Consider the following 26,137-nt stretch of genomic DNA (forward strand, 5'->3'; position numbering starts at 1 on the left):
AAAATATAAATCTATCATTGTCCGATAGCTATCATTAATTTCATTCCAATGAGTTAAAATTTAATCAACGAAAAGCCCTTTAGACGTCTAGATTTCCATTTCTGCTATGGTAGGATGTGAATTAGCTGTGACATTAGAAAAGGAAGTAAAGCGGTGTTGATGGGCAAGGATTTACTAAATAAACGCTTGGCTGAGCAGATCCTGATCATTGATGGTGGCATGGGCACCATGATCCAGGGCTATAAGCTGGAAGAGCAAGATTACCGTGGTCAGCGTTTTGCCGATTGGCATATGGACCTCAAAGGTAATAACGACTTACTGGTACTGACACAACCGCAATTGATCAAGGAGATCCATGCCTCGTATCTAGAGGCGGGGGCCGATATCCTTGAAACCAATACCTTCAACGCAACGACCATTGCGATGGCCGATTACGAGATGGAAGCGTTGAGTGCCGAGATCAACCTCGAGGCCGCGAAGCTGGCCCGCCAAGTGGCCGATGAGTGGACGGCAAAGACGCCGGATAAACCACGTTTTGTCGCAGGGGTACTGGGGCCAACCAACCGTACCTGTTCTATCTCGCCGGATGTCAATGATCCCGGCTTTCGTAATATCAGCTTCGATCAGTTGGTAGAGGCTTATGCCGAGTCAACCCGGGCTTTGATCGAGGGCGGCTCGGATATCATCCTTATCGAAACCATTTTCGATACGCTCAATGCCAAGGCCTGTGCGTTCGCAGTAGAAACTGTGTTTGAAGAGTTGGGTTACGCTTTGCCGGTGATGATTTCAGGTACCATCACCGATGCCTCAGGCCGAACCCTATCGGGCCAGACAACCGAAGCGTTCTACAATGCGCTTCGCCATGTCAATCCTATTTCCTTTGGCCTTAACTGTGCGTTGGGGCCAGATGAGCTGCGCCAATATGTCGAGGAGTTGTCGCGCATCTCCGAGTGCGCGGTCTCAGCTCACCCGAATGCCGGCCTGCCGAATGCTTTCGGTGAATATGATTTGTCGCCAGAGGAAATGGCGGTGCATATCAAGGAGTGGGCGCAAAGCGGCTTCCTGAATTTGGTCGGAGGCTGTTGTGGTACCACGCCTGAACATATTCGCCGGATGGCTGAAGCGGTAGTAAACATTGCTCCGCGCACCTTGCCCGAATTACCTGTCGCTTGTCGTCTCTCGGGCCTTGAGCCGCTGACCATTGAAAAGGATACGCTGTTCGTCAATGTGGGTGAGCGGACCAACGTGACCGGCTCTGCCCGGTTTAAGCGCTTGATCAAAGAAGAGCTGTACGATGAAGCCTTGGAAGTCGCCCGCCAGCAGGTCGAAAACGGTGCCCAGATCATCGATATCAATATGGATGAAGGGATGCTGGACGCCGAGGCGTGTATGGTGCGCTTCCTCAAGCTGTGTGCTTCCGAGCCTGAGATTTCCAAAGTACCGATTATGGTCGACTCCTCGAAGTGGGAAGTGATCGAGGCGGGCCTTAAATGTATCCAGGGCAAGGGGATCGTCAACTCTATCTCGCTCAAGGAAGGCAAAGAGAAATTCGTCGAGCAGGCCAAGCTGATCCGCCGCTATGGTGCCGCGGTGATAGTGATGGCGTTTGACGAAGTGGGTCAGGCAGATACCCGGGAGCGCAAGGTAGAGATCTGTACCAATGCCTACCGTATCTTGGTCGATGAAGTCGGTTTCCCGCCGGAAGACATTATTTTCGACCCGAATATCTTTGCTGTGGCCACCGGTATCGAAGAACACAACAACTATGCCGTTGATTTCATCGAGGCCGTCGGCGATATCAAGCGTGAGCTACCGCATGCGATGATTTCCGGTGGTGTCTCCAACGTGTCGTTCTCGTTCCGGGGTAATAACTATGTCCGCGAGGCGATCCATGCCGTGTTCCTGTATCACTGTTTCAAGCGCGGGATGGACATGGGCATCGTCAATGCCGGACAGCTCGAAGTGTACGACAACGTGCCGGAGAAATTACGCGAGGCGGTAGAGGATGTGGTCCTCAACCGCCGCGATGATTCAACCGAACGCTTGCTGGAAATCGCCGAAGAGTACCGCACCAGCACTGTCGGCCAGCAAGATGACGGTGCGGCGCTGGAGTGGCGCAGCTGGCCGGTTGCAAAGCGTCTCGAGCATGCTTTGGTGAAAGGCATCACCGAGTTTATCGTTGATGATACCGAGGAAGCCCGTCTCAATGCTTCCAAGCCGCTTGAAGTGATCGAGGGGCCGCTGATGGACGGTATGAATGTGGTCGGTGACTTGTTCGGTGAAGGTAAGATGTTCTTGCCGCAGGTGGTGAAATCTGCCCGGGTGATGAAGCAGGCGGTTGCCCACCTTGAGCCGTTTATCAATGCCGAAAAACAGTCCGGTACGTCGAATGGCAAGATCCTGCTGGCAACGGTGAAAGGCGATGTCCACGACATTGGCAAGAACATTGTCGGCGTGGTATTGCAGTGTAATAACTACGAGATCATCGATCTGGGTGTGATGGTACCGTGCGAGAAGATCCTCAAGGTCGCCAAGGAAGAGAATGTCGATATCATCGGCCTCTCTGGCCTTATCACCCCCTCGCTGGACGAGATGGTCCATGTCGCGAAAGAGATGGAGCGCCAAGGCTTTGATCTGCCGTTGCTCATTGGCGGGGCCACGACGTCCAAGGCTCATACCGCGGTGAAGATTGAGCAGAACTACAGTCACCCTGTGGTGTATGTGAATAACGCTTCCCGTGCGGTGGGGGTATGCACCTCGCTGCTGTCAGATGAGCTTCGCCCGGCCTTTGTTGAAAAACTGGATGCGGATTATGTCAGGGTACGTGATCAGCACAGCCGCAAGCGCCCGAGGACCCAGCCGGTCTCGCTTGAGGTGGCAAGGGCTAACAAGGTGGCGATTGACTGGGAAGCGTATACCCCACCGGCGCCGCTCAAGTCCGGTGTGCAGGTGTTTGATAACTTTGATGTGGCGACCTTGCGTGAGTATATCGACTGGACCCCTTTCTTCATGACTTGGTCGCTGATGGGCAAGTACCCGGCCATTCTTGATCATGAGGAAGTGGGTGAGGAAGCCCGGCGCTTGTTCAACGATGCCAACGCCTTGCTTGATAGGGTCGAGCAGGAAGGCTTGCTTGAAGCCCGTGGTATGTGCGCCATGTTCCCGGCCAACAGTGTCGGTGATGATATCGAGGTGTACACGGATGAGTCGCGTACTGAAGTGGCCAAGGTACTGCATAACCTGCGCCAGCAAACCGAGAAGCCGAAGGGTTTCAACTATTGTTTGTCGGACTATATCGCGCCGAAAGAGAGCGGCAAGGCCGACTGGATAGGGGCCTTTGCGGTAACCGGCGGGATTGGTGAGCGTGAGTTGGCCGATGCCTACAAGGCTGCGGGCGATGACTATAACGCGATCATGATCCAGGCGGTGGCCGACCGTTTGGCAGAAGCCTTTGCCGAGTATCTGCATGAGCGGGTACGCACGGAGATCTGGGGCTATTCGCCGGATGAGAATTTATCGAATGACGATCTTATCCGTGAAAAATACCAAGGGATCCGTCCTGCGCCGGGGTATCCGGCGTGTCCTGAGCATACCGAAAAAGGCACGCTGTGGGAGCTATTGCAGGTTGAAGAGGCGATTGGTATGTCGCTGACAACCAGTTATGCGATGTGGCCGGGCGCTTCGGTATCGGGCTGGTATTTCTCCCACCCGGACTCGCGCTATTTTGCGATCGCCCAGATCCAGGACGATCAGCGCGACAGCTATGCCGATCGCAAAGGCTGGGATCTGGCCGAGGCCGAGAAATGGCTGGGCCCGAACCTGCACGGCTAAATGGGGACACCCTAAACAAAAAAGGCGCTCATTGAGCGCCTTTTTTATTTGCTATCTGCGGGGTCTATCCACACCGCTGTTACTCGAACAGCCCTTGGTGCAAGACCTTGACCACGTCACGCGACTCTTTGGTTTTGACCAGGAAGCACAAGTTGTGGGTGCTGGCACCGAAGCAGATCATGCGCGGGCTGTATTGCTCCAGGCGGCTGAACACTTGGGTTGCGGCACCCGGGGCATCACCGAGCTGGTTGCCAATGAGGGCAACTAAACACAGATCTTGCTCGACTTCCACGCGGCATAGTTTGCTCAGTTGCTCCATAGCGGCTGCTGGCAGGCTAGGGGCACCACCGCCGGTATCGGTTTGGTCCAGGGTCAGTGATACACTGACTTCCGAGGTGGTGATCAAATCAACCGAGATTTTGTGCTCGGCCAGAATACGGAACACTTCGGACAGGAAGCCGTAGGCATGGAACATATTCAGGCTGGTCAGGGTGACCAGGGTCTGGTTGCAGCGCAGTGCCAGCGCCCGGAATTTCGGCGGCTCGCTGACTTGCTGGCGGATCCAGGTACCACCTTGCTCTGGGGCTTTCGATGAGCCGATAAAGACCGGGATCTGTTGGCGGACAGCCGGCAGCAGAGTCGACGGGTGGAGGATCTTGGCACCGAAGTTTGCCATCTCTGATGCTTCGCTAAAGCTGATCTCGCTGATTGGCTTGGCATTGGCGGTGATGCGCGGGTCGGTGGTGTACATGCCCGGTACATCCGTCCAGATTTCCAGTGTTTCTGCGCTGATGGCTTCTGCAACTAGGGCGGCACTGTAATCGCTGCCACCGCGGCCGAGGGTGGTCGTTTCCCCGTCGCTGTTTGAGCCAATGAAGCCTTGAGAAACAATAATGGTATCGCCTTCCAGCAGAGGCTGGAGCTGTGAGTCGGCCAGTTGGCGGATGGTATCAATTTCCGGGATGGCTTTGCCGTACTGGCTGTCGGTACGCATGACAGAGCGAATATCGAAACGCTGGGCAGTCGCCCCCATTTCGTTGAGAATTTGGGTAAATAAGTGCGTCGACAATAGTTCACCATGGGCAACCAACTGATCGGTCAGTTTGGTCGATGGTGATTCGGCGGCTTGCTCGGCGAGGCTTGCCACGTTATTAATGAGTTGTTCTATGTGGCCAGCGACAGTGTCTGGCTGGGCCAGCTTGTCGATAATGTTCTGGTGGATAGAGGTCAGTTTTTGTAGCCGTAGGGAGCGCTGCTCGTTATCGGCAATTCCGTTTGCAAGTTCAACTAGCAGGTTGGTGACGCCGGAACAGGCACTGATCAAAACTACTTTGGCAGCAGCATTTTCCTTGATGATCGTGGCACTTCGGCTCATGGCGGCATGATCGGCTACGCTGGTACCGCCAAATTTCGCTACAGTAATCGGAGGAGGAACAGTAAAGTTATTTTCGACAAAGCTCACGGCGAGTCTCCCAGTAATAAAGAGTATATACGTATTTATCAGGGGGCTCGGGATGGTAGTCCCGACAAAAAAGTCAGGAGAGCAGTAAGGTAAGATGTAAACCGGTACAACAACCAGAAGCTCCCCATCTATTCATTACCATAGTGAATAGATGACAGCCAGAAGGATTCAACCTTCGTAGCCGATACGCCATGCCCCCTGTCATGCCGTATCTCGGCGTTACTCCCCCTCTCCAGACTGCTTCGGGGTGGGGCCCCGCAACCTAGATACCTGGGTAACGCTCCTCTTCTGTCTGCCCCTGAGAAAGCTATTTCTCAGGATGAACAAAAAACGTTCTATATTGAACCGGATTTCCTGGCCTTTTGTCAATCAGATAGAGGTAAATTATGCATAAAATTTGCAAAAAGTTGTCACGGACAGAAGTGGACGCTATCCGCCCGAGGTCATGGTGATTTGGTATAAGCATAATTAGCATATAGCTGATATAGTCAATCAGTACCTTACAATAACTGATCTACTGTCACGCTTACCGCCAGGGAGGAAAACAACAATGACGATTGGCAGCTTCTATCCACCACAGCGTACCCTTATGGGACCGGGCCCATCGGATATCTACCCGCAGGTGCTGCAGGCCCTGAGCCGCCCGACCATTGGCCACCTAGACCCATTGTTTATCGGCATGATGGATGAGCTCAAGCAGCTGCTGCAATATGCTTTCCAGACGCAAAATACCTTCACCATTGCCGTATCAGCACCGGGCAGTGCCGGTATGGAGGCCTGTTTTGTCAACTTGGTTGAGCCGGGTGATAAGGTGATTGTCTGTCGCAACGGCGTATTTGGCGATCGGATGCGTGAGAATGTCGAGCGCTGCGGTGGCGTGGCGGTCATGGTCGATAACAATTGGGGCGAGCCGGTTGATCCAGCCCTGGTTGCCCAAGCGCTGGAGAGTCACCCCGATGCGAAGATCGTGGCCTTTGTCCATGCCGAGACCTCTACCGGGGCGCTGAGCGATGCTGAGGCAATTGCCAAGCTGGCCAGAGCCCATGATTGCCTGACCATCGTCGATGCCGTCACATCGCTGGGGGGCGTGCCTCTGCTGGTGGATGAATGGCAGCTGGATGCGGTGTATTCCGGCAGCCAGAAATGTTTGTCCTGTGTCCCGGGGCTGTCGCCGTTGACCTTTTCTGAGAAGGCCGTGGCTAAGATCCAGAGCCGGCAGGCACCGGTTCAGAGCTGGTTCCTCGACCAGAGCTTGGTGCTGGGGTACTGGAGCGGTGAAGGCAAGCGAAGCTACCACCATACCGCGCCGGTAAACAGCCTGTATGCACTGCATGAAGCCTTGGTGCTGCTGCAAAACGAAGGCTTGGAGAATGCGTGGCAGCGCCACAAGGATGTCCACCAGGAGCTGCGTGAAGGGCTGGAGCAACTGGGCATTGAATTCGTGGTCGATGAAGCCCACCGCCTGCCGCAGCTCAATGCGGTCTACATTCCTGACGGTATTGATGATGCCGAGGTGAGGAAAACCCTGCTGGAGCGCTACAACCTGGAAATTGGCGCCGGTCTTGGCGCGCTGGCTGGCAAGGCGTGGCGTATTGGTTTGATGGGGTATGCCGCCCGCAGTGAAAATGTCGCGCTGTGCCTACGTGCACTGGAGACCACGCTGAAATAACCGACCTTCGGTGACGGCATGGAAAAATGGCTACCGCGAGGTAGCCATTTTTTGTTGGGCATCAGGGCATTTCCGGCTTGTCCGACTGTGGAGACTCAGCGCCAGGAGATGAAAAGGTACGGCCAGGATAGAGGTACTGGGCCTCATCCAGGATTTGCTCCGCCCGGTTGCGTTGCCCCAGCTGGTAATAAGCCGTGACCAGGTTTTGGTACAGCTCAGGACGTGGCCATCGCTTGGCCTTTTGCTGGGCCCAGTTGATGTACTCCTGGATCAGGGCGGGGTTGTCGCTGGCGACCCCAAGCTGCAATTGGGTAAGATGCAAATCCCACTCAAACCGGTTCTGCCACGCCCATGGGTTATTGACCCGCAGCAGATAGTCAACATTGGCGGGGCGGCTGGTTTCGTACTGGGTCAGCTGGGCGCCGGAGTAGAGGGTTGTCGCCATAAAACCGGTGGTGATGAGTGGCAGCGTCAGTACCAGTGCCCGGATCGACAGGATGTAGCGCATGTTTTGCTTGTAGTACTTGGCCGTCAGGTTGTCGACCCAGTAAATCAACAAGATGAAGATCACCCAGTGGACCAGAGAGTGGTAGAACGGGTACTCCAGCTGGCTATGCAAGACCAGCGGGAAAAACAGTCCGATCAGAGCCAGCTGTGTCCCTTCCCGGGCTTTCTTGATTTTGAGGAACACTGCGGCCGCTGCTGCCAACAGGGCAAGGAGTGGAATGATACCACCTTCTGCAGCCCAGAGTGCCAGCTCATTATGCGGGTGGGTGAGGGCAGCCATGCCTGCCGGGTTGTCCGGGTTGTCATGGTGCCATTTTGCAGTCTGGGTAATGTAGCTCACCTCAAAGGTGCCGTAGCCGTAGCCGGTCAAGGGCTGGTTGAGGAACATATTAACCGCTTGCGGGATATGCATGGCGCGGGCACTGACCAAGCTCAGGCGGTTCTCCTGAGGCGACCACCCCGTGGTGCTATTGATATGCCATGACAGGCTAAGCCCGAGCGCAATCATCAGCAGCCACATCCGCCACTGGGCTTTGGCGGCAAAGCGGCGCAGGTACGGGAGCAGCAGCAGGGTACCGACGGTGGCACCGAGCCAGCCGGTGCGGGAGCTTAGCACCACCAGTAATGGCAGGGTAATAACAGGGGTCAGTAGCAAGAAACATTGCTGCCAGCTCCACTTGCCCCGGTACATGGGAATACGGGCAAGAAGGTAGCCGGACAGCACTAAGCCGGTCGCCAAAAAGCTAGCCATGACATTGGGCTGCTGGAAAATCCCGTAAGGCCGGTTGGCCAACGTGTCGTAGCCCAGCGGGTTACCCGGCTCCAGCAGCATGAACTGCACCCAGCCGAGGATGGCTTGAAGCCATACCGCGGCAAGGACAAACCACAGCATGCGCTGGCGCTGCTTGTGGTTGAAGGAGAATTGCTGCAAGCCGACAAAAAACAGCAAACCAGCCCACAGGCCCAGCAGCCGTGGCAAGCTCTGGCCGATGTCCGCGTTGGGGTAGAACATGGGCAGGGTGAGCAGGACGCAGCATATCGTCAGGACAATGGTCAGCCGCGAATAGCGCCATATCCGTTGGCGGCAGATTTCCAGCAGGCCGAAGGCAATAGCGAAGCTGAACGGGATCCAGCTCATGGCATTGAACGAGAGCTCCAGTCCGGAGCCGCCGGGATTATGCTGAAAGTAATGCATCGCCAACAGGAACAGGATCCCGAGTGACACCAAGAAGGGCTTTATCATCGGCTTGCTGATCCCTTTCTCGGCAAGGTTGGTGCCTTTTACATATAACACTGTCATGGTGGTTACGCTGGATCTCACTGTCTGAATCAAACAAAACCGGGCTTGAAGGTAAGCCCGGTTTCTCGTCGTCGGTTAGGTTGCCAGAGCTATTGTACTGGCGTTCACTCTGGCAGCAAAGGCTTGAGGAAGCGTGCTGTGTGCGAACCTGCGATCTGCGCCACTTGCTCTGGGGTACCGGTTGCAATGATTTCACCGCCACCGCTACCGCCCTCGGGACCGAGGTCGATGATCCAGTCAGCGGTTTTGATCACATCGAGGTTATGCTCGATCACCACAATGGTATTGCCGTGGTCACGCAGGCGGTGCAGGACATTGAGCAACTGCTGGATATCGTGGAAATGCAGGCCAGTGGTCGGCTCATCCAGAATATACAGGGTCTTGCCGGTGTCGCGCTTGGACAGTTCTCGGGCTAGTTTGACCCGCTGGGCTTCACCGCCCGACAGCGTAGTCGCCGCCTGGCCCAGGCGGATGTACGACAGGCCGACATCAATCAGGGTCTGCAACTTTCTCGCTATAGCCGGTACCGCATCGAAAAATTCGCGGGCATCTTCGACCGTCAGCTCCAGCACCTCGTCGATGGTTTTGCCCTTGTAGCGGACTTCCAGTGTTTCGCGGTTGTAGCGCTTGCCCTTACAGGCATCACACGGCACATAGACATCCGGCAGGAAGTGCATCTCTACCTTGATAACCCCATCGCCCTGGCACGCCTCACAGCGGCCACCCTTGACGTTGAAACTGAAGCGGCCCGGTTTGTAACCGCGTGAACGCGACTCTTGGGTGCCGGCAAACAATTCACGGATAGGGGTGAAGATCCCGGTATAGGTCGCCGGGTTAGAGCGTGGCGTACGGCCAATCGGGCTCTGGTCGATATCAATGACCTTGTCGAAGTGCTCGAGATCCTGAATTTCACGGTATGGCGCAGCCTGGCCCGATGTCGCCCCGTTGAGCTGGTGGTGGGCGATCTGGAAGAAGGTGTCGTTGATCAAGGTCGACTTGCCCGAGCCCGATACCCCGGTAATACAGGTCAGCAGGCCGACAGGGATCTCGACATCGACATTTTTCAGGTTGTTGCCGGTCGCGCCCAGCAGCTTGACGGTTCGCTCCGGATCCATGGCCACCCGCTGCTCCGGTACCGCAATGCATTTCTTGCCGCTGAGGTATTGGCCGGTCAGCGAGTTGTCGTTGGCAACGATATCGGCCAGCTTGCCCTCGGCAATCACATTGCCGCCGTGGACACCGGCTCCCGGGCCGATATCAATCACATGGTCAGCGGTGCGGATGGCGTCCTCGTCGTGCTCGACCACAATCACGGTGTTGCCGAGATCGCGCAGGTGGGTCAGGGTCTTGAGCAGGCGTTCGTTATCGCGCTGGTGGAGGCCGATTGACGGCTCGTCCAGCACATACATCACGCCCACCAGGCCGGCACCGATCTGGCTGGCCAGGCGGATCCGCTGGGCTTCACCGCCCGACAGGGTTTCGGCACTGCGCGACAGGTTGAGGTAGTTGAGGCCGACATTGACCAGGAAGCTCAACCTGTCATTGATTTCCTTGAGGACCTTCTCGGCAATCTTGGCTTTCTGTCCGGTCAGCGCCAGCTGTTGGAAGAAGTCCATTGCCTCGCTGATACTCATCTCGCTCACGGTTGGCAAGGTGGTATCGGCGATAAAGACATTGCGGGCCTCGAGGCGCAGGCGGGAGCCGTTACAGCTGCTGCACGGTTTGGTCGAGACGAACTTGATCAAATCTTCGCGTACCGAGTTGGATTCGGTTTCGCGGTAGCGGCGCTCCATGTTGTTGAGGATCCCCTCGAACGGATGGCGGCGGACCGTGATATCCCCCCGGTCGTTGATGTATTTGAACTCGATATTGGTGCTGCCCGAACCATTGAGGATCACGTTCTGGACCTTCTTCGGCAGGCTGTCGAACGGGGCCTCGACATCAAAATCATAATGCTCGGCCAGCGACTTGAGCATCTGGAAATAGTAGAAGTTGCGCTTGTCCCAGCCGCGGATCGCGCCGCCGGCCAGGCTCAGCTCACCGTTTTGTACCACCCGCTCCGGATCGAAGAACTGCTGTACCCCCAAGCCGTCACAGGTGCCACAGGCACCGGCCGGGTTGTTGAAGGAGAACAGGCGAGGCTCGAGCTCCTGCATGCTGTAGCCACAGTGCGGGCAGGCAAAGTTAGCCGAGAAGACGATCTCCTCATGCTCACCGTCGGTCATCGGGCTGACAACCACGGTACCGCCGGAAAGCTCGAGGGCCGTTTCGAAGGATTCCGCCAGGCGCTGCTGTAGATCATCGCGGACCTTGAAGCGATCGACCACCACTTCGATGGTGTGCTTCTTGTGCAGCTCGAGCGTCGGTGGATCGGACAGATCACACACTTCGCCATCGATACGGGCGCGGATATAGCCTTGCGCAGCGAGGTTGGCCAGGGTCTTGACGTGCTCCCCCTTGCGCTCTTTGACAATCGGTGCCAGCAGCATCATCTTGCTGCCTTCCGGCAGCTCGAGTACTTTGTCGACCATCTGGCTGACGGTTTGCGCAGCCAGCTCAACATGGTGGGTCGGACAGCGCGGCTCACCGACACGGGCGTAGAGCAAGCGAAGGTAGTCGTAGACCTCGGTAATGGTGCCTACGGTCGAGCGCGGGTTGTGCGAGGTGGATTTCTGCTCGATGGAAATTGCGGGAGATAGCCCCTCGATATGGTCAACATCCGGTTTTTCCATCAGTGACAGGAACTGGCGGGCATAGGCCGACAGTGACTCGACATAACGGCGCTGTCCCTCGGCGTATAGGGTATCGAAAGCCAGGGATGACTTTCCCGATCCCGACAGGCCGGTGATAACAATCAGCTGATCCCGAGGCAGCGTGAGGGAAATGTTCTTGAGGTTATGGGTACGGGCACCCCTGACTTCAATGTTATCCATATCGATGAGCTTTATTGACTGATTTATGACTGCGGCATTATTGCACAGGGCTCAGGGCCTTGAAAGAAAAAGCTGTATAAAAACACAGTGAGCTGGTTATAATAGCACCATTCTGTGTCGCTTATTCGTGCTGGCATTTGCTGTATTTTACTCGGATTCAGCCCTGTTCGATCAGGGGTGAAGCATGATAGACTGCGCGATTAAGTATAAACTTTCAATAACGGCAGCTGGTTTTTCCCAGCGTCGATAATGAGATCGGAGTGAACTATGGCCAGTCGTGGCGTAAACAAAGTTATCCTCGTGGGTAACTTGGGTAATGATCCGGAAATCCGTTACATGCCAAGTGGTGGTGCAGTAGCAAATATTACCATTGCCACCTCTGAAAGCTGGCGTGACAAGAACACTGGCGAGCAGCGCGAGAAGACGGAATGGCACCGTGTGGCGCTATTCGGCAAGCTAGCTGAAGTAGCTGGTGAGTACCTGCGTAAGGGCTCTCAGGTATACATCGAAGGCCAACTGCAGACGCGTAAGTGGCAAGACCAAAACGGTCAGGACCGCTTCACGACAGAAGTTGTGGTTCAGGGCTTCAACGGTGTAATGCAGATGCTTGGCGGCCGTCAGGGCGGTGGCCAGGGTATGGGCGCACCAATGGGTGGCGGCCAGCAGCAGGGTGGTTGGGGCCAGCCTCAGCAGCCAGCAGCGGCGCCTCAGCAGAATTTTGCCCCGCAGCAACAGCAACAGGCTCCACAGCAGCAGGCTGCTCCTCAGCCTCAGTACAACGAGCCGCCAATGGATTTCGACGACGATATTCCGTTCTAAGCACTTGCTGTGTTGACAGGTCACTGACCCAAACGATTAAGCCTCGCCGATGCGGGGCTTTTTATTGTCTGTTAGCTGTGAGCCGGGTTGGACTTGGCCTTGATAAAGTCAATGAACAGCTTGGTTTTGACATGGTTGTAGTCGAGCTTGGGGTAGTAGGCGTAGGCCGAACTCACGGGTTGTCTGAGCTCGGGCAATACCGGTACCAGCAAGCCCTTGCTGAGTTCGCGCTTGACGGTGTTCTCTCCCGCCAGAATGATCCCCATCCCGGCCACGGCGGCGGCGACCAGCGCCTCCGGGTTCTGGGTTGTGAAGTTGCCCTTGAGGCGCACCCTGACCTCATTTTCAAACAAATGCTCTTGCTCGTGGCCATGAGTGCCGAACATCAGGCAGTTATGCTGTGCCAGTTGATCAGGACTGTCGATCAGCGGTTTTCCTTCCAGGTAAGACGGGGCGGCATAGAAGCCATGGCGGAAGTTGAACAGCTTGGTGGCGATATAGCTCGATGAATTGAAATCGGTGAGCTCCTTGCTGATAAAGACGTCCAGGTTGAGATCCGGGAGCTGGCCAGGGGTAATGGTATGCAGCTCGACCTGGATGTTGGGATACACCTCGATGAACTCTGCCAGGTAGTTGACCAGCAGGCGGCTGCCAACCGCCAGCGGCGCACCGATCCGCAATACCCCGCTGACTTCGCCATAGGTCGAGGTGGTCTCTGCCAGCATCTGGTGCCAGTCATCCAGCAGGCGTGCGCTGCGCTGGTAAAAGAGTCGGCCGGCATCGGTCATGGTCAGGCTGCGGGTGGTACGTTTGAGCAACTGCACGCCCAGCTGTTTTTCCAGCCAGGCCAAACGTTTGGACAGGGCCGAGCTGGAAGTATTGAGCTTGGTGGCAGCCTGGGCCAGTGAGCCCTGATCGACAACGGTAACAAAGCTTTTGGTGCAGGTGATCCAATCCATGTTGTTAATAACCCTATTGCGCTGGTGGGAGGCGAAGTTGCAGATTTCCTTACATTACCATGAGTTTCCTCCCGGTTCAGACGGTTTATGTCTTACAAGGGTTTACAAAATTGTTAATTTGTCGACTTTGGCACTGACAGCATGATCAATACAATGGTATTTTTGCTTTCACTATACGCCCATGCCTTGGTCTTTCTGGTGTTTGATCTGGCTAAGTATCTGTTTGACTATATGAGTTTTTTTGGCTGCCTATGAGAAAAGCTTCAGGGATGCGGTTAACCAACCGTCTAGTCGCCTTTGTCACATTAATTGTTATCTCTGCCATTTTCGTCATTTTTATTGGCGGGGCGGTAAGTTTCCGTAAGTTGGGGCAGGACTACCTGACCCATTATCTGGAAGGGGTGGTCGGGGTCATCGATCAGGAGTTGGCCGATCCGCAAGGTTCGCAGGCGATTTCGCGCTGGCTGCCCAAGTTGCTCAAGGCCAGTAATGTGGTGGAGCTGGAAGTCGGCAGCGAGGCCGGGGTGGTATACGCTTTCAAGGGGCTACAGCCGCTGACCGACCCGAATATCCTCCATCAGAGCCGCTACGAGCTCGAACACAACCCAGGCTTCACCGTCACCATGAAATCGATCCCACCATATACCGAGTTTACCTACTCGTTAGGTGCGATGTCGTCGATAAGCTTGGCCGTGGCGATCATCATCATGGGCTTGGTTTGGGGGATGGACTGGCTGCGTCGCCAGCTTTACGGCTCGGAGCTGCTCGAGCACCGAGGGAGGATGATCCTGGCAGGCAGGGTGGATGAAAATGCCGTGGGCGATGAGCAGGAGTGGCCTGCCACAGCCAGTCTGGCCCTCGACAAGATGATCGCCGAACTCAAGGATGCCCGACAGGAGCGCAGTCGTTTCGACACCTTTATTCGAACCCATACCTTCCTCGACCAGTTGACAGGGGCGGCCAACCGGGTGTTGTTCGATAGCCGATTGCAGTCGATGCTGCAGGATCAGGAAACCCATGGAGCGGTCATTTTGATCCGGATCACCGACTGGGAAGAGCTGCTGGCTGACAAGGGCAAAGCCGAGGCCGATGAGCTGATCCAGGATGTCGGCGGGATTTTATCGAACCTTATCCAGCGCTACCCGGATACGGTGCTGTCGCGCTATTTCGATGCGGAGTTTGCCATTCTGTTGCCGCAGCAGTCGGCCAAGGAGGTCAAGCAGTTCAGCAATACGCTGATGAACGCCTTGGATCGGCTGTCGCCGCCAGCACCGCTGGAGCCCGACAACTGGTGCCATATCGGGGTAACCTTCTGTGCCAGCGGCGAGCGCCGAGGCCGGATCATGGACGAAGCGGACATGGCGCTGCGCAGTGCCCAGTTGCAGGGCTCCAACAGCTGGTATGCCTTCAAGAAAGATCAGCAGTTTGAAGATGCCAGGGGCAGTGTACGTTGGCGGACTTTGCTCGATGCTGTGTTCAGCAACGGCGGGCCGGCCTTGTATCAGCAGTCGGTGCAGTTGGTGGACGGTAGCCCGCTACATCGTGAGTTGCTGTCCCGCATCAGGGATGAGAACGGCATGATGATCAAAGCATCGCGTTTCCTCACCGCTGTCGAGCAAGTCGGTTTCAGTGCCCGGATGGATAAAATCGTGGTGACCAAGGCACTGCACATGCTTAAGAGCGAGCCGGTAACCGAGTCGATTTCGGTCAATCTCAGCGTAGAGGCCTTGCTGGAGAAGAGCTTTGTCAAATGGCTGCGGGACGAATTGCTGCAGACCCCGCGTACGGTGCTCAACCGGCTGTCGTTCGAAATTCCCGAGGGGGGACTGGTCAAGCATTTGGATGCGATGCGCCCGGTAACCCGGATGCTGGTTGGCCTTGGCTGCAGCCTGGTGGTTGATCAGGCCGGCAGAACCATTGTCAGTACCCACTATATCAAGGATATCTGTGCCGATTACATCAAACTGCACCGCAGCTTGGTTCGTGAGATAAATCTGCGCCAGGAAAACCAGTTATTTGTTAGAAGTATGCTGGGGGCTTGTGCTGATTCCGAGGTCAAGGTGATTGCTGTGGGGGTGGAAAATGCCAATGAGTGGCAAGTTCTCAAGCAGTTAGGGATAAATGGCGGTCAAGGTCGCTACTTTTCGCCTGAAATTTCAGCAGAGAATGATACTGGAAATAATAATAACCCACGGAAATTGTTTGGAAAAAATACAGGGTAGAGCAAAAAATCACTATTCATTAAGGGAATTATCATTATAATGGTCAAAATATTGACACTTGTTGTCAAGGATAGTGAATTCCTGCGATACCTCTTGAAATAAGCCTGTTTAAACCAAGTAGCCTGAAATGATAATAAAGAAATTGTTGAGGAAGAAGACACATTCTCCTGTGGCGGGGATGGCATTATTCGCCGATACCGTGGCTTTGGTGTACCAGGAAAATAAATCATGGGTAACGGATGAGCAGCCGGTGTCGGGACTGATCGGCTGGCCGGGGGCGATTCGTTCCTTGATTGAGAAGCACCAGCTAAAAGGGGCGGAGTTGCGCCTGGTGCTAGGCCATGGCTTGTATCAGAGTATGTTGATCGACAAGCCCGAGCTGCCGCGGGAAGAGTATCCGACGGCCTTGCCCTTTTTGGTCAAAGAGCTGGTCAACGAGTCGCCGATGGAGCTGGTGGCCGATGGTTTTGTCGCGCCGTTGAAAGAGCGCCTGCAGGCATTTTCGACCCAGAAAAAGCAAATTGAACAGCTGGACAAGGTCTGCCGGGAGGCGGGGTGCGAGCTGTTGTCGGTTTCCGCCGAAGAAGTGGTATGGGGACAGCTGACCGCGTTTGAGCGAAGCCAGCTGGTCTTGCACCGCCGGGGGAAAGCCAACCTGCAGCTGTCGGCTTTCAAACAGCAGGTGCTGTGCTTCCAGCGTCAGCTTCGCGGCTTCAGCGTGCCGTTGTTGGCAGGTGACGATGCCCAGTCGCTGGAAAAAGGCTTACAGCTCGATGGGTTGGCATTGGAGCTGCAGCGGTCGCTGGACTTCCTTAGCGCTCAGCTGCGTGATGCTCCGATCACCCAGCTGCTGGTTTCCTGTGATGACGATGACGACAGTGAGCTAGCCCAAGCGTTGAGCCAGCGCCTCAACGTCAAGGTTGAGCCAGTTACCCCTTCGCATCCTTCTTTGGCCAGCAACGCCGTGCGTGTGGCCTATTGTGCCGTGATAGAGCCCGAGCATGTCGGGATTAACTTCTACAGCGATGCCCTCAAGCCAAAGCTTGAGCTGTTGACCCTTCCCAATGTCGTAATGAGCTGGGTGGCGATCACTGTGGTATTGGCGGCGTTGGCTGGCTGGTTTAGCTGGCAGAGTTACCAGCAACAGCGAGAGCTAGCTGCTGAGCAGCAGCGCCTGCAGCAAAGATCCGCAGAGCTCGAACGGACCAAGGCTGCTCTGGCCAAGCATTTGCCGAGCCAGCTTAAGGTGGATGTGGCCAACGGTTTGGAGCAGCACCTCGCCGAGAAGCAGGCTGCCCTGGAGGCCATCGCCCTGCATGACAGTAGCTTGCAGGTGGGGTATGCCGGCATGATGCAGCAGTTGTCGGCGGCAGCCAGTGGTGATATCTCGGTCCAGCACATGAGAGTAAAAGGGCCGCAGCTCAATCTTGAAGGGTTGGCGCGAACCCCGGATGCTGTTCCGGCTTGGTTGCAGGAGTTCAGGCAGTATCCATCGCTGTCGGATCGCCGCTTCAAGCTGATGACGCTCGGCCGTAACAAACAGAATATCGTGACCTTCAAGCTGCTGGCAGAGCGAAATCAGCCTGCAGCACCTGCTGTCACGCAAGGAGTCGCCCAATGAACCAATGGCAGACGCTGTGTGACAAATTTGCCCTGCTGACCCAGCGAGAGAAGTGGTTGATCGCCCTGTCGGGCTGGATTGCCCTGCTGTTCGTCGGCTTTATCGTGGTGATTGAGCCCCAGATGAAAGCGGTTGATGCCGCCAAGGGGCAGCTGCAGTCGGTGAAAAATGCCCTGCTTACCAACACAAATCAACTGTTGGTGATGGAGCGCAAGCTCAAGGGGGATCCTGACGCTGATATCGATGAGCAGATCACCTTGCTGGAGCAGCAGAATGCAGAGCTGGATGCCCAGCTCGATGGGCGGGTATCGAGTTTGGTTACGCCGGTACAGATGTCGGCTTTGATGGAGAAAGTGCTCCAGCATTCGCGTCAGCTAAAGCTTCTGTCGTTGGAGTCTCTGCCGCCGGTAGAGTTGGTCGGTGGGGAAGATCAGGGGTATTACATCCACCCGGTGAGGCTGACATTGCGCGGCCGGTACTTTGATTTGATCCGCTACCTCGAACAGCTGGAAGCGCTGCCAGTCCAGTACTACTGGCGGAGCTTGGATTACCGGGTGGATAACTACCCTTGGGCCGATATCCAGCTGGAAGTCTACACACTCGGAGTAAGCGAGGACTTTATTGGTGGTTAGATTAGCAATGGTGGTAGTGGTATGGCTGTTGATACCGCTGGCACAGGCCGCGCAGGATCCGACTGCGCCATTGGGCTGGCAGGCGCCGGCGGTCAAGACAAGCCCGTCACGGGCACGCCTGCCGCAGTTGCAGGGGATCTTTTGCGATCAGGATGGTCAGGCATGCCGGGCAATTCTTAACAGTGTGTCTGTCGGGACCGGCGGGCGAATAAGCGGTTATACCCTCAGTCAGGTGACGGATGATTACGTCATTTTGCAGCGGGGTGGGCGGCAATGGCGGCTGGAAATGTTCGCCGATAACATAAAGTCAGAGTAGAACAAGAAGTGGTAAACATGCGTGGATTAATAGTAGCCGTAGTCATGGCTTCCCTGGCAGGATGCTCGACCAATATGGGACACCGAGACCCGGTGGAGGTCAAAGGTGCCCTTAACCAGGCCGCCAACGAAGCGAACAGTAGACCATTGATGGATCTACCGCCGGCGGTCAGCAATGATTTGATGCCGGGCCTCGACGGGATGGATTATGCTAGCCAGTCAGTGCTTGAAAAGCGCTTTCGGGTTAATGCCCGCAATGTTGAAGCCAAGGCATTCTTCGGTAGCCTGGTGAAAGGCACGCCGTTCAATATGGTTATCCACCCGGATGTGCAGGGCCGTATCTCCCTGACCCTGCGCGATGTCACGCTGGACGAAGTGCTGTCTGTGGTCTCCGATATTTACGGTTACAACACGACTCGCAAGGGCAATATAATCCAGGTTTTCCCGGCCACCTTGCGCACGGAAGTGATCCCTGTCGACTACCTCCAGCTGCAGCGCCGCGGTGTTTCTTTGACCTCGCTGACTACCGGCTCAATCACCAACAGTAATTCAGGCAACGCCGGTAACTCCAAAAACAACACCGGCAACAGCAGCAATAAAAACAACAGCAATAACAATAACAGCTCAACCACCACGGGTGGCACGACGATCGAAACTGTCTCGGAAAGTGATTTCTGGGCCCAGCTGGAAAAAGCCGTGCAGGCGATGATTGGCAGCGGCCAGGGACGGAGCATTGTGGTTTCGCCGCAGGCGAGCTTGATCTCGGTCCGTGCCTATCCGAACGAGTTGCGCGAAGTCAAAGAGTTTCTCGGTGTTTCCCAGCAGCGCCTTAAGCGTCAGGTCGTACTGGAAGCCAAGATCATGGAAGTGGCCCTGAGTGATGGCTACCAGCAGGGGATCAACTGGAGCAATATTACCAAGACCATTGGCGGTACAGAAATTGTCTTCGGCCGCGGCAATATTTCCAACGGCACTATCCCGACCTTGCCGGGGGCCGACCCGATTGCTGCGCTGCTGGGCGGGCAGACCAACATTACGATCTCGGACGGTAACTTCGAAGCCGTACTGAGCTTCCTCGATACCCAGGGCGATCTGAACGTGCTGTCCAGCCCGAGGGTGACGGCGGCCAACAACCAGAAAGCGGTGATCAAAGTAGGTAGCGATCAGTACTTCGTGACCGACATTTCCGGCGGCGAGGTCAACAGTGATGGCGGAACCGCCTCGCCGGATATCGAGCTGACACCGTTCTTCTCAGGGATCTCTTTGGATGTGACCCCGCAGATTGGCGATGAGGGCAGTGTCTTGCTCCACGTCCACCCGGCGGTTATCGATGTTGAAACCGAGATCCGCGATATTGCCCTGGGTGATACTTTCGGTACCTACCAGCTGCCGCTGGCCAAGAGCTCTATCCGCGAGTCGGACTCGGTGATCCACGCCCGCTCTGGTGATGTGGTGGTGATTGGCGGGTTGATGAAATCGGCGACCACCGACCAAGTGTCGAAAGTGCCGCTGCTGGGGGATATCCCGATGCTGGGGCACCTGTTCCGTAACGTCAACAAGCTGCAGGTCAAGACCGAGCTGGTGATCTTGCTCAAGCCTACGGTCGTCGGCGAACAGACCTGGCAGCAGGAAGTGGAACGCTCCCGCGCCCTGCTCAACGAGTGGTTCCCCGAAGAGGGCTAAGCCGTGTACCTCGAGCATTTCGGCATGGTGTCAGCGCCTTTCGGCCTGACACCCAATACCCATTTTTTCCATGCCTTGCCACCGCACCTGGAGGCGATCGATACCACCTTGGCGGCGCTGGGGATGGGCGAGGGGATCATCCAGATCAGCGGTGAAGTGGGCACGGGTAAAACCTTGGTATGTCGAATGCTGATCAACCAGTTGCCTGCGCACTTTGAGCTGGCTTACTTGCCGACGCCAGCCGAGAGCGGCCCGGCATTGCGCATTGCCTTGTCCCGTGAGTTGGGGCTGGCAAGCGAAGGTGACAATAGCCTGCTGGCCGACCGGCTGCAGCAAGCTCTGCTGGCACGCAAAGCGGCGGGGAAAACCGTTGTGGTATTGATCGATGAGGCACAGGCTCTGCCGGATGATGCCCTGGAGGCCATTCGGCTGCTGGGCAACTTGGAAACCGAGCAGGAAAAGCTGCTGCACATTGTACTGCTGGGGCAGCCTGAGCTCGACCGGCAGCTCGCCAGGCATGAGCTGCGCCAGTTCCGCCAGCGGATCACGTTCCGTAGCGAATTAAGGCCACTCAATCTGGCCGAGACCCTGGCCTATATCGAGCACCGCCTGCAGACTGCCGGTATCCAGCACGAGCTGTTTGCCCTGCCGCAGGGCAAGGCGATATGGCAGGCCAGTGGCGGTATCCCCCGACTAATTAACCAGCTGTGTCACAAGGCGTTAATTGCCGCATACAGTGAAGACAAATTGATGGCTGGGCGTGAAGAGGTACTCGTGGCAATCCGCGACACCTTGGGCGCGCGCCAGCCAAGATGGACCTACCCGGTACTATGGGGATGGCAATAATCTATGAGTGAATTGAATAAAAAACTGAGCGCGCTAAGCCGCCAGCAGGGCCAGCAACAAAGAGGCCTCAGTCGCAGTGAAATCAAGCCGGCAGCGATTAAGCCGGTCAAGCAAGCAAGCCTCAAGCCTTGGGCGACACTGGGCGTGCTGGGCCTTGGCATCGCCATGGGTATAGGTGGCTGGCAGTTGTGGTCCAGCGACAATGCGGTCGGCGAGGTAGTCATGGCGGTCAACCCGGTCGCGCCGGCAGAAGCTGCTTCAGAGCCCATTGCTGCAGAGCCTCCGGTTATCGCAGAAGCCATGGTGGATAAAGCTGAAAAGGTGACGGCCGAGCCGCAACCTGTCGCTAACATGACAGAGGTTGAACAAACGGTCTTGCCGCAAGAGCCTGCGAAGAAGTCGGTTGAGAAAGAGTCTGTGAAAGCCGCTCCTCAGCCCGCACAACAGCAAACGGTAGTGACACAAGCGCCAGTGGCTGAGGTTAAAGCGCCTAAAGCTGCTGCCCCGAAAGCCCCTGCACCTAAGGCTTCGGTTCAGAAAGCGCCGGCAGCAAAGCCTGTTGTTTCAGAGCCTGCGACACCTGAGCCGGTAACGACATTGAGCCATGCTGATGACATCCATCGCAGTGGCGACATGGAAATAGCCGATGGCGAAGAGAGCCTGATGATTGAAACGGTCGAGCTCGATGCCGGTCAGCTGGCCCAGATTGAATACAGGAAAGCTGAAAAGGCCCTCAAACAGGGCGATAGCCGCAAGGCGATCAGCTTTTTGGAAACGACGGTGAAATACAACCCTGAGTGGATCACGGCACGCCAGAAACTGGCGGCACTGTATTACGGACGGGGAGAAACCCGCCGCGCGATGGCGACGCTGCAGCAAGGCTTGTCGCTGGATGCCGGTCAGCCGGATCTGCGCCTGACCATGGCCAAGCTGCTGGTTAACGAGTCACAGCAGCAGGCGGCACTGAACGTACTGAGCCAGTTGCCAAGTTATGCCCATAGCGATTATTTGGCGATGCGCGGTGCCTTGGCCCAGCAGCTTAACCAAAATGACTTGGCCCTGAGCAGTTACCACAACCTAGTCAAAGCCGAGCCTTATGATGGCCGCTGGTGGCTGGGGCTAGGGGTGGCCTTGGAGCGTAACCAGGACTTGGCCGAAGCCGAAGAGGCCTACCAGCAGGCATTGCGGATGGGGCAGATCTCCGGTGAGACGCAACAGTTTATTCGCCAACGCCTGGCCGTGCTGGCCAATAGCAAGGGGTAATTATGGCACTTCGACTACGTAAACGCCTTGGCGACCTGTTGATTGAAGAGGGCATCGTCTCGCAGGATATGCTGGAACAGGCGCTGGACAACCAGCAGTCAACCGGCCGCAAGCTGGGGGATACCCTGATCAGCATGGGGTTCCTGAGCGAGCAGAAAATGCTGCAGTTCCTCTCCCGCCAGCTTGATATTCCGCTGGTCGATCTCAACCGCCTGACGATAGATACCAATGCGGTGGCCCTGCTGGCCGAAGTCCATGCGCGCCGCCTGCGAGCATTGGTGCTCAGCGAACAGGACGGCATGGTCCGGGTGGCGATGAGTGATCCGGCGGATCTGGCCTCTCAGGAAGCGGTTTACGACCAGCTGGCACAGTACCGGATCGAGTTGGTGATTGCCTCGGAGCGCCAGCTGATCACGGCATTTGACCGCTATTACCGCCGTACCCAGGAAATTGTCTCCTTTGCCGAGCAGCTGCAGGCCGAGCACCAGCACCACTCGGAATACGCGTTTGGCTTGGAGGACAACGACAATGACGAAGTCACCGTTGTTAAGCTGATCAATTCGCTGTTTGAAGATGCAATTCAGGTGGGGGCATCGGATATCCATATCGAGCCGGACAGCGATGTGTTGCGGATCCGCCAGCGTATCGATGGGGTGCTGCACGAAACCCTGCTCAAGGAATCTGGTGTCGCATCGGCATTGGTGCTGCGCCTGAAGCTGATGGGCAGCCTGGATATTTCCGAGAAGCGCCTGCCGCAAGACGGCCGCTTCAATATGTCGGTGCGCGGCCAGTCGGTCGATGTACGTCTATCGACCATGCCGGTGCAGCACGGTGAATCCGTGGTGATGCGTCTGCTCAACCAGTCGGCGGGGATCTTGAGCCTTGAGCAGATTGGTATGCCCGAAGATATCTTGCTGCGCTTCCGCCGCCAGTTGCGCCGGCCGCACGGTATGATCCTGGTTACCGGCCCGACCGGCTCGGGGAAAACCACCACCTTGTATGGCGCGCTGAGTGAGCTCAACCAGCCGGGCAAGAAGCTGATCACCGCGGAAGATCCGGTGGAATACCGCTTGCCGCGGGTCAACCAGGTTCAGGTCAACAGCAAGATAGGCCTGAACTTCTCGTCGATCCTGCGTACCTTCCTGCGCCAGGATCCCGATATCATCCTGGTGGGCGAGATGCGCGATCAGGAAACGGTGGAGATCGGCCTGCGCTCGGCCCTGACCGGCCACCTGGTGCTGTCCACCCTGCATACCAACGATGCCGTAGACAGTGCTCTGCGAATGATCGACATGGAAGCTCCTGGCTACCTGGTTGCCAGTGCGGTGCGGGCGGTACTGGCTCAGCGCCTGGTACGCCGGGTCTGTAAAGACTGTGCGACTGACCATGAGCTCGAGGCCGACAAGCAGCAGTGGTTGATGGCGCGGTTCCCCCATTTGACCGAGACGACCTTCCGCAAGGGACGGGGCTGCCAGACCTGTAACTTTACCGGCTACCGTGGCCGTATCGGGGTGTTTGAGCTATTGGAAATACGGCCGGATATGATGGATGCATTGCGTGCCGGTGATGCCGTGCATTTCAGCCAGATAGCCCGTCAGTCCGCGGGGTATAAGCCGCTGATCGAGTCGGCGATGGAGCTGGCGCTGGAAGGCGTCACCAGCCTGGATGAAGTGCTGCTGCTCGGTGAGGGTGATGAGCACAATAGTTATGTGGTCTAACGGCTAGCAGGTACGAGAGATGGCAATTTTTAATTACCGCGGCCGCAGTGCCCAGGGTGACATGAAGCGGGGGCAGCTGGAAGCTGCCTCGCAAGATGCCGCGGCAGATATCTTGATGCGCCAAGGCATTATTCCGCTGGAAATTCGCGAAGGTAAAGCCAAATCGGCCGGGCTGGATATTGACCGCCTGTTCAAGAGCCGGATCCCGCTCGAGGTGCTGGTGATTTTCTGCCGTCAGCTTTATAGCCTGACCAAAGCCGGTGTGCCTTTGCTGCGTGCGGTACGTGGTTTGGGCCAGAGTGCCAGCCACCCCTTGATGCGCGAAACCCTGGATGCCGTGGTGGTGGAGCTGACCAACGGTAAGGCGCTGTCGGTGGCAATGCAGGCCCACCCGCGGGTGTTCTCCGAGCTGTTCGTGTCGATGATCAGTGTCGGTGAAAACACCGGTCGGCTGGATGAAACGCTGCTCCAGCTGGCGCAGTATTTCGAGCAGGAGATGGAAACCCGCCGCCGGATCAAGTCGGCGATGCGCTATCCCACTTTTGTTCTGATCGCTATCACGCTGGCGATGTCGGTACTGAATATTAAGGTGATCCCGCAGTTTGCCTCGATGTTCAGCCGCTTCGGGGTAGAGTTGCCGCTGCCGACCCGGATCCTGATCGCAACCTCGAATTTCTTTGTCCATTACTGGCCTCTGATGCTGGGGGCGGTCGTGGTGATTTGGATCGGTTTGAAGATGTGGCGCCAAACCCCAGCGGGTGGCGAAAAGTGGGATAAATTCCGGTTAAAAGTGCCAATTGTGGGCGATATTGTTAATCGAGCCCAGCTATCGCGCTTTTCCCGCACTTTCTCACTAATGATACGCGCTGGTGTGCCGCTCAATCAGGCGATCCAGATGGCGGCGGAATCGCTGGGCAACCACTACCTTGAAAACCGTCTCATCGAGATGAAAAACGGTATCGAGAGTGGTAGCAGTATTGCCGCGATGGCGCGCCAGTCCGGGGTGTTTACTCCTTTGGTACTGCAGATGATCGCGGTGGGCGAAGAGACCGGCCAGGTCGATGATTTGCTGCTTGAAGTCTCGGATTTCTACGACCGTGAAGTGGATTATGACCTCAAGACACTGACGGCCCGTATCGAACCTATCTTGCTGTTTATTGTTGCGATTATGGTGCTGGTATTGGCGCTGGGTATCTTCCTGCCAATGTGGAGCCTGCTGGATGTTGCGCGCGGTGTCTAACCTCAAGCACTTCGGTCATATGCGCTGGTTTCTCTGGGGCGGCGTCATTTTCCTGATGATCTGGGTGTTGCTGGTGCAATGGCATAAGGTCAATGAGCAGGCTGAACGCACCAGGGTCAAATTATTGGCGCAGACAATGAGCCGTAGTGCCGCGTCATTGCGCCAGCAGTGGGAGCTGGAAAATAAGCCCAGCCACTCTCAGGCCAATGGGATCGAATACTCGTTTACCCATAAAGGTTGGCCGATAATTATCCGAGATCAGCACATTGATTGTGCAAAAATGTGGAATTTGCTGTCATCAAGACAGGCGCCTGTCGATTACTTGAGCCTTGTGGATAAAAAAGAAGTGCGATCAGTGCATTATAATTCGTGTTATTTCCAAATTACTGACGGAAAATGGCTAGCATTATTTTATGAAAATGAGACAATACACACCAACGGTTTTTTGACGCTGCCCGAATAATGCTGCCGTCGAATTGACAAAAACAAAAATTGAGTAAGTAAAGATGAAGAAACAAGCCGGTTTTTCGTTGGTGGAATTGGTGATTGTCATTATCGTGGTCGGCCTGCTTGCTGTTGCTGCCTTGCCGCGATTTTTGAACGTCACGGATGAAGCGAAGAAAGCGTCGATTGAAGGTGTGGCGGGTGGTTATGCAACAGCCGTTCTTTCAGCGCGTGCCCAGTGGGAGGCGAACGGTCGCCCTTCTGCAATTGTGAATAACGCCAAAGTGAATAGCGTGAGCTATGACGGTTCGACGTTCATGCTGACCGCTGAGCAAAACGATGTCCGTGTGGGTTACCCGATCCATTACGGTCAGGACAACACAGCCTCCATTGGCGGTTTGGATAATACCGAATGCAAGGTGCTGTTTGAGCAGTTGATGCAAAACCCGCCTCAGGTGGCAGAGATTGATTCCGGTGATGTCCTGAACGGTAAGTACCAGTACGCAGCACGTAAGGATAACAACGGCAATAATTCAGCCTGTACTTACTTCCAGCTTGCGTCAGTAACAAATAATGCAAATGGTGTTGCTCAGATAACGTCGGCACACTCATTTACGTATACGCCTAAAGAAGGCTCTGTTGTCGTCAACATTCAATAATAATTTGTATTTGG

18 protein-coding genes and 1 riboswitch are annotated in these 26,137 nt (G+C 55.9%); of the genes, 14 read left to right on the plus strand and 4 right to left on the minus strand.

From position 1 onward, the window contains the following. Window positions 1-159: 159 nt before the first annotated feature. Entirely contained in the window at window positions 160-3,831 is a 3,672-nt protein-coding gene (metH, locus tag PTW35_RS01520) for a methionine synthase (RefSeq protein WP_281026277.1), read from the plus strand. A 79-nt stretch (window positions 3,832-3,910) separates the two neighbouring features. Here metH and lysC read toward each other — a convergent pair whose 3' ends face one another. Further along, window positions 3,911-5,206, minus strand: coding sequence for a lysine-sensitive aspartokinase 3 (gene lysC / locus PTW35_RS01525; protein ID WP_281027413.1), 1,296 nt, complete (start codon window positions 5,204-5,206; stop codon window positions 3,911-3,913). 196 nt (window positions 5,207-5,402) lie between these two features. Beyond that, window positions 5,403-5,589: riboswitch (Lysine riboswitch) on the minus strand. A gap of 254 nt (window positions 5,590-5,843) precedes the next feature. On the opposite strand from lysC, the gene PTW35_RS01530 reads away from it, so the two are divergent. Next, complete coding sequence (locus PTW35_RS01530) at window positions 5,844-6,962, plus strand: alanine--glyoxylate aminotransferase family protein (protein WP_281026278.1); 1,119 nt, start codon at window positions 5,844-5,846, stop codon at window positions 6,960-6,962. A 61-nt stretch (window positions 6,963-7,023) separates the two neighbouring features. On the opposite strand, the gene PTW35_RS01535 is transcribed toward PTW35_RS01530, so the two are convergent. Then, window positions 7,024-8,769 carry a Wzy polymerase domain-containing protein gene (locus tag PTW35_RS01535; RefSeq protein ID WP_281026279.1) on the minus strand — a complete coding sequence of 582 codons (1,746 nt, stop codon included), beginning with the start codon at window positions 8,767-8,769 and terminating at the stop codon, window positions 7,024-7,026. Between the two features lie 104 nt (window positions 8,770-8,873). Beyond that, a complete protein-coding gene (gene uvrA, locus PTW35_RS01540) occupies window positions 8,874-11,702 on the minus strand; it encodes an excinuclease ABC subunit UvrA (RefSeq protein WP_281026280.1) in 2,829 nt (942 codons plus the stop codon). A gap of 267 nt (window positions 11,703-11,969) precedes the next feature. On the opposite strand from uvrA, the gene PTW35_RS01545 reads away from it, so the two are divergent. Continuing rightward, window positions 11,970-12,521, plus strand: a complete 552-nt coding sequence (locus tag PTW35_RS01545; protein WP_281026281.1) for a single-stranded DNA-binding protein — start codon at window positions 11,970-11,972, stop codon at window positions 12,519-12,521. Between the two features lie 71 nt (window positions 12,522-12,592). Here PTW35_RS01545 and PTW35_RS01550 read toward each other — a convergent pair whose 3' ends face one another. Further along, window positions 12,593-13,480, minus strand: a complete 888-nt coding sequence (locus tag PTW35_RS01550; protein ID WP_281026282.1) for a LysR family transcriptional regulator — start codon at window positions 13,478-13,480, stop codon at window positions 12,593-12,595. Between the two features lie 251 nt (window positions 13,481-13,731). On the opposite strand from PTW35_RS01550, the gene csrD reads away from it, so the two are divergent. The 11 genes from csrD (at window position 13,732) to PTW35_RS01605 (ending at window position 26,123) form a co-directional block, all read left to right on the plus strand. Beyond that, window positions 13,732-15,702, plus strand: coding sequence for an RNase E specificity factor CsrD (gene csrD / locus PTW35_RS01555; RefSeq protein ID WP_281026283.1), 1,971 nt, complete (start codon window positions 13,732-13,734; stop codon window positions 15,700-15,702). Window positions 15,703-15,829: 127 nt separating this feature from the next. After that, window positions 15,830-17,323 (plus strand): PilN domain-containing protein, encoded by a 1,494-nt coding sequence (locus PTW35_RS01560; protein ID WP_281026284.1) that lies wholly within the window; start codon window positions 15,830-15,832, stop codon window positions 17,321-17,323. Then, on the plus strand, window positions 17,320-17,955 hold the full coding sequence (locus tag PTW35_RS01565; protein WP_281026285.1) for an MSHA biogenesis protein MshJ: 636 nt from the start codon (window positions 17,320-17,322) through the stop codon (window positions 17,953-17,955). Before PTW35_RS01560 ends, PTW35_RS01565 begins: the two co-directional genes overlap by 4 nt. After that, window positions 17,948-18,271, plus strand: a complete 324-nt coding sequence (locus PTW35_RS01570; RefSeq protein ID WP_044622405.1) for an MSHA biogenesis protein MshK — start codon at window positions 17,948-17,950, stop codon at window positions 18,269-18,271. The genes PTW35_RS01565 and PTW35_RS01570 overlap by 8 nt, the downstream gene beginning before the upstream one ends. Before the next feature lie 17 nt (window positions 18,272-18,288). Continuing rightward, a complete protein-coding gene (gene mshL / locus PTW35_RS01575) occupies window positions 18,289-19,953 on the plus strand; it encodes a pilus (MSHA type) biogenesis protein MshL (RefSeq protein WP_281026286.1) in 1,665 nt (554 codons plus the stop codon). A 3-nt stretch (window positions 19,954-19,956) separates the two neighbouring features. Beyond that, a complete protein-coding gene (locus PTW35_RS01580) occupies window positions 19,957-20,799 on the plus strand; it encodes an AAA family ATPase (RefSeq protein WP_281026287.1) in 843 nt (280 codons plus the stop codon). A 3-nt stretch (window positions 20,800-20,802) separates the two neighbouring features. After that, a complete protein-coding gene (locus tag PTW35_RS01585; protein ID WP_281026288.1) occupies window positions 20,803-22,062 on the plus strand; it encodes a tetratricopeptide repeat protein in 1,260 nt (419 codons plus the stop codon). Between the two features lie 2 nt (window positions 22,063-22,064). Beyond that, window positions 22,065-23,780 carry a type II/IV secretion system protein gene (locus PTW35_RS01590; RefSeq protein WP_281026289.1) on the plus strand — a complete coding sequence of 572 codons (1,716 nt, stop codon included), beginning with the start codon at window positions 22,065-22,067 and terminating at the stop codon, window positions 23,778-23,780. Window positions 23,781-23,799: 19 nt separating this feature from the next. Then, window positions 23,800-25,020, plus strand: coding sequence for a type II secretion system F family protein (locus PTW35_RS01595; RefSeq protein WP_281026290.1), 1,221 nt, complete (start codon window positions 23,800-23,802; stop codon window positions 25,018-25,020). After that, window positions 25,001-25,483, plus strand: a complete 483-nt coding sequence (locus tag PTW35_RS01600; RefSeq protein WP_281026291.1) for a hypothetical protein — start codon at window positions 25,001-25,003, stop codon at window positions 25,481-25,483. The genes PTW35_RS01595 and PTW35_RS01600 overlap by 20 nt, the downstream gene beginning before the upstream one ends. A gap of 43 nt (window positions 25,484-25,526) precedes the next feature. Then, window positions 25,527-26,123 (plus strand): prepilin-type N-terminal cleavage/methylation domain-containing protein, encoded by a 597-nt coding sequence (locus PTW35_RS01605; protein WP_281026292.1) that lies wholly within the window; start codon window positions 25,527-25,529, stop codon window positions 26,121-26,123. The last annotated feature ends 14 nt before the right edge of the window (window positions 26,124-26,137 follow it).

The organism is Photobacterium sp. DA100 (assembly GCF_029223585.1).
GTDB lineage: Bacteria > Pseudomonadota > Gammaproteobacteria > Enterobacterales > Vibrionaceae > Photobacterium.

Bases quoted from the DNA above. Each gene is read 5' to 3' on its own strand.
- PTW35_RS01600 (WP_281026291.1), top strand. From the start codon at position 25,001: ATGTTGCGCGCGGTGTCTAACCTCAAGCACTTCGGTCATATGCGCTGG.
- PTW35_RS01585 (WP_281026288.1), top strand. From the start codon at position 20,803: ATGAGTGAATTGAATAAAAAACTGAGCGCGCTAAGCCGCCAGCAGGGC.
- lysC (WP_281027413.1), bottom strand. From the start codon at position 5,206: ATGAGCCGAAGTGCCACGATCATCAAGGAAAATGCTGCTGCCAAAGTA.
- PTW35_RS01590 (WP_281026289.1), top strand. From the start codon at position 22,065: ATGGCACTTCGACTACGTAAACGCCTTGGCGACCTGTTGATTGAAGAG.
- mshL (WP_281026286.1), top strand. From the start codon at position 18,289: ATGCGTGGATTAATAGTAGCCGTAGTCATGGCTTCCCTGGCAGGATGC.
- PTW35_RS01560 (WP_281026284.1), top strand. From the start codon at position 15,830: ATGATAATAAAGAAATTGTTGAGGAAGAAGACACATTCTCCTGTGGCG.
- PTW35_RS01550 (WP_281026282.1), bottom strand. From the start codon at position 13,480: ATGGATTGGATCACCTGCACCAAAAGCTTTGTTACCGTTGTCGATCAG.
- PTW35_RS01545 (WP_281026281.1), top strand. From the start codon at position 11,970: ATGGCCAGTCGTGGCGTAAACAAAGTTATCCTCGTGGGTAACTTGGGT.
- PTW35_RS01565 (WP_281026285.1), top strand. From the start codon at position 17,320: ATGAACCAATGGCAGACGCTGTGTGACAAATTTGCCCTGCTGACCCAG.
- PTW35_RS01530 (WP_281026278.1), top strand. From the start codon at position 5,844: ATGACGATTGGCAGCTTCTATCCACCACAGCGTACCCTTATGGGACCG.
- metH (WP_281026277.1), top strand. From the start codon at position 160: ATGGGCAAGGATTTACTAAATAAACGCTTGGCTGAGCAGATCCTGATC.
- PTW35_RS01605 (WP_281026292.1), top strand. From the start codon at position 25,527: ATGAAGAAACAAGCCGGTTTTTCGTTGGTGGAATTGGTGATTGTCATT.
- PTW35_RS01595 (WP_281026290.1), top strand. From the start codon at position 23,800: ATGGCAATTTTTAATTACCGCGGCCGCAGTGCCCAGGGTGACATGAAG.
- csrD (WP_281026283.1), top strand. From the start codon at position 13,732: ATGAGAAAAGCTTCAGGGATGCGGTTAACCAACCGTCTAGTCGCCTTT.
- uvrA (WP_281026280.1), bottom strand. From the start codon at position 11,702: ATGGATAACATTGAAGTCAGGGGTGCCCGTACCCATAACCTCAAGAAC.
- PTW35_RS01535 (WP_281026279.1), bottom strand. From the start codon at position 8,769: ATGACAGTGTTATATGTAAAAGGCACCAACCTTGCCGAGAAAGGGATC.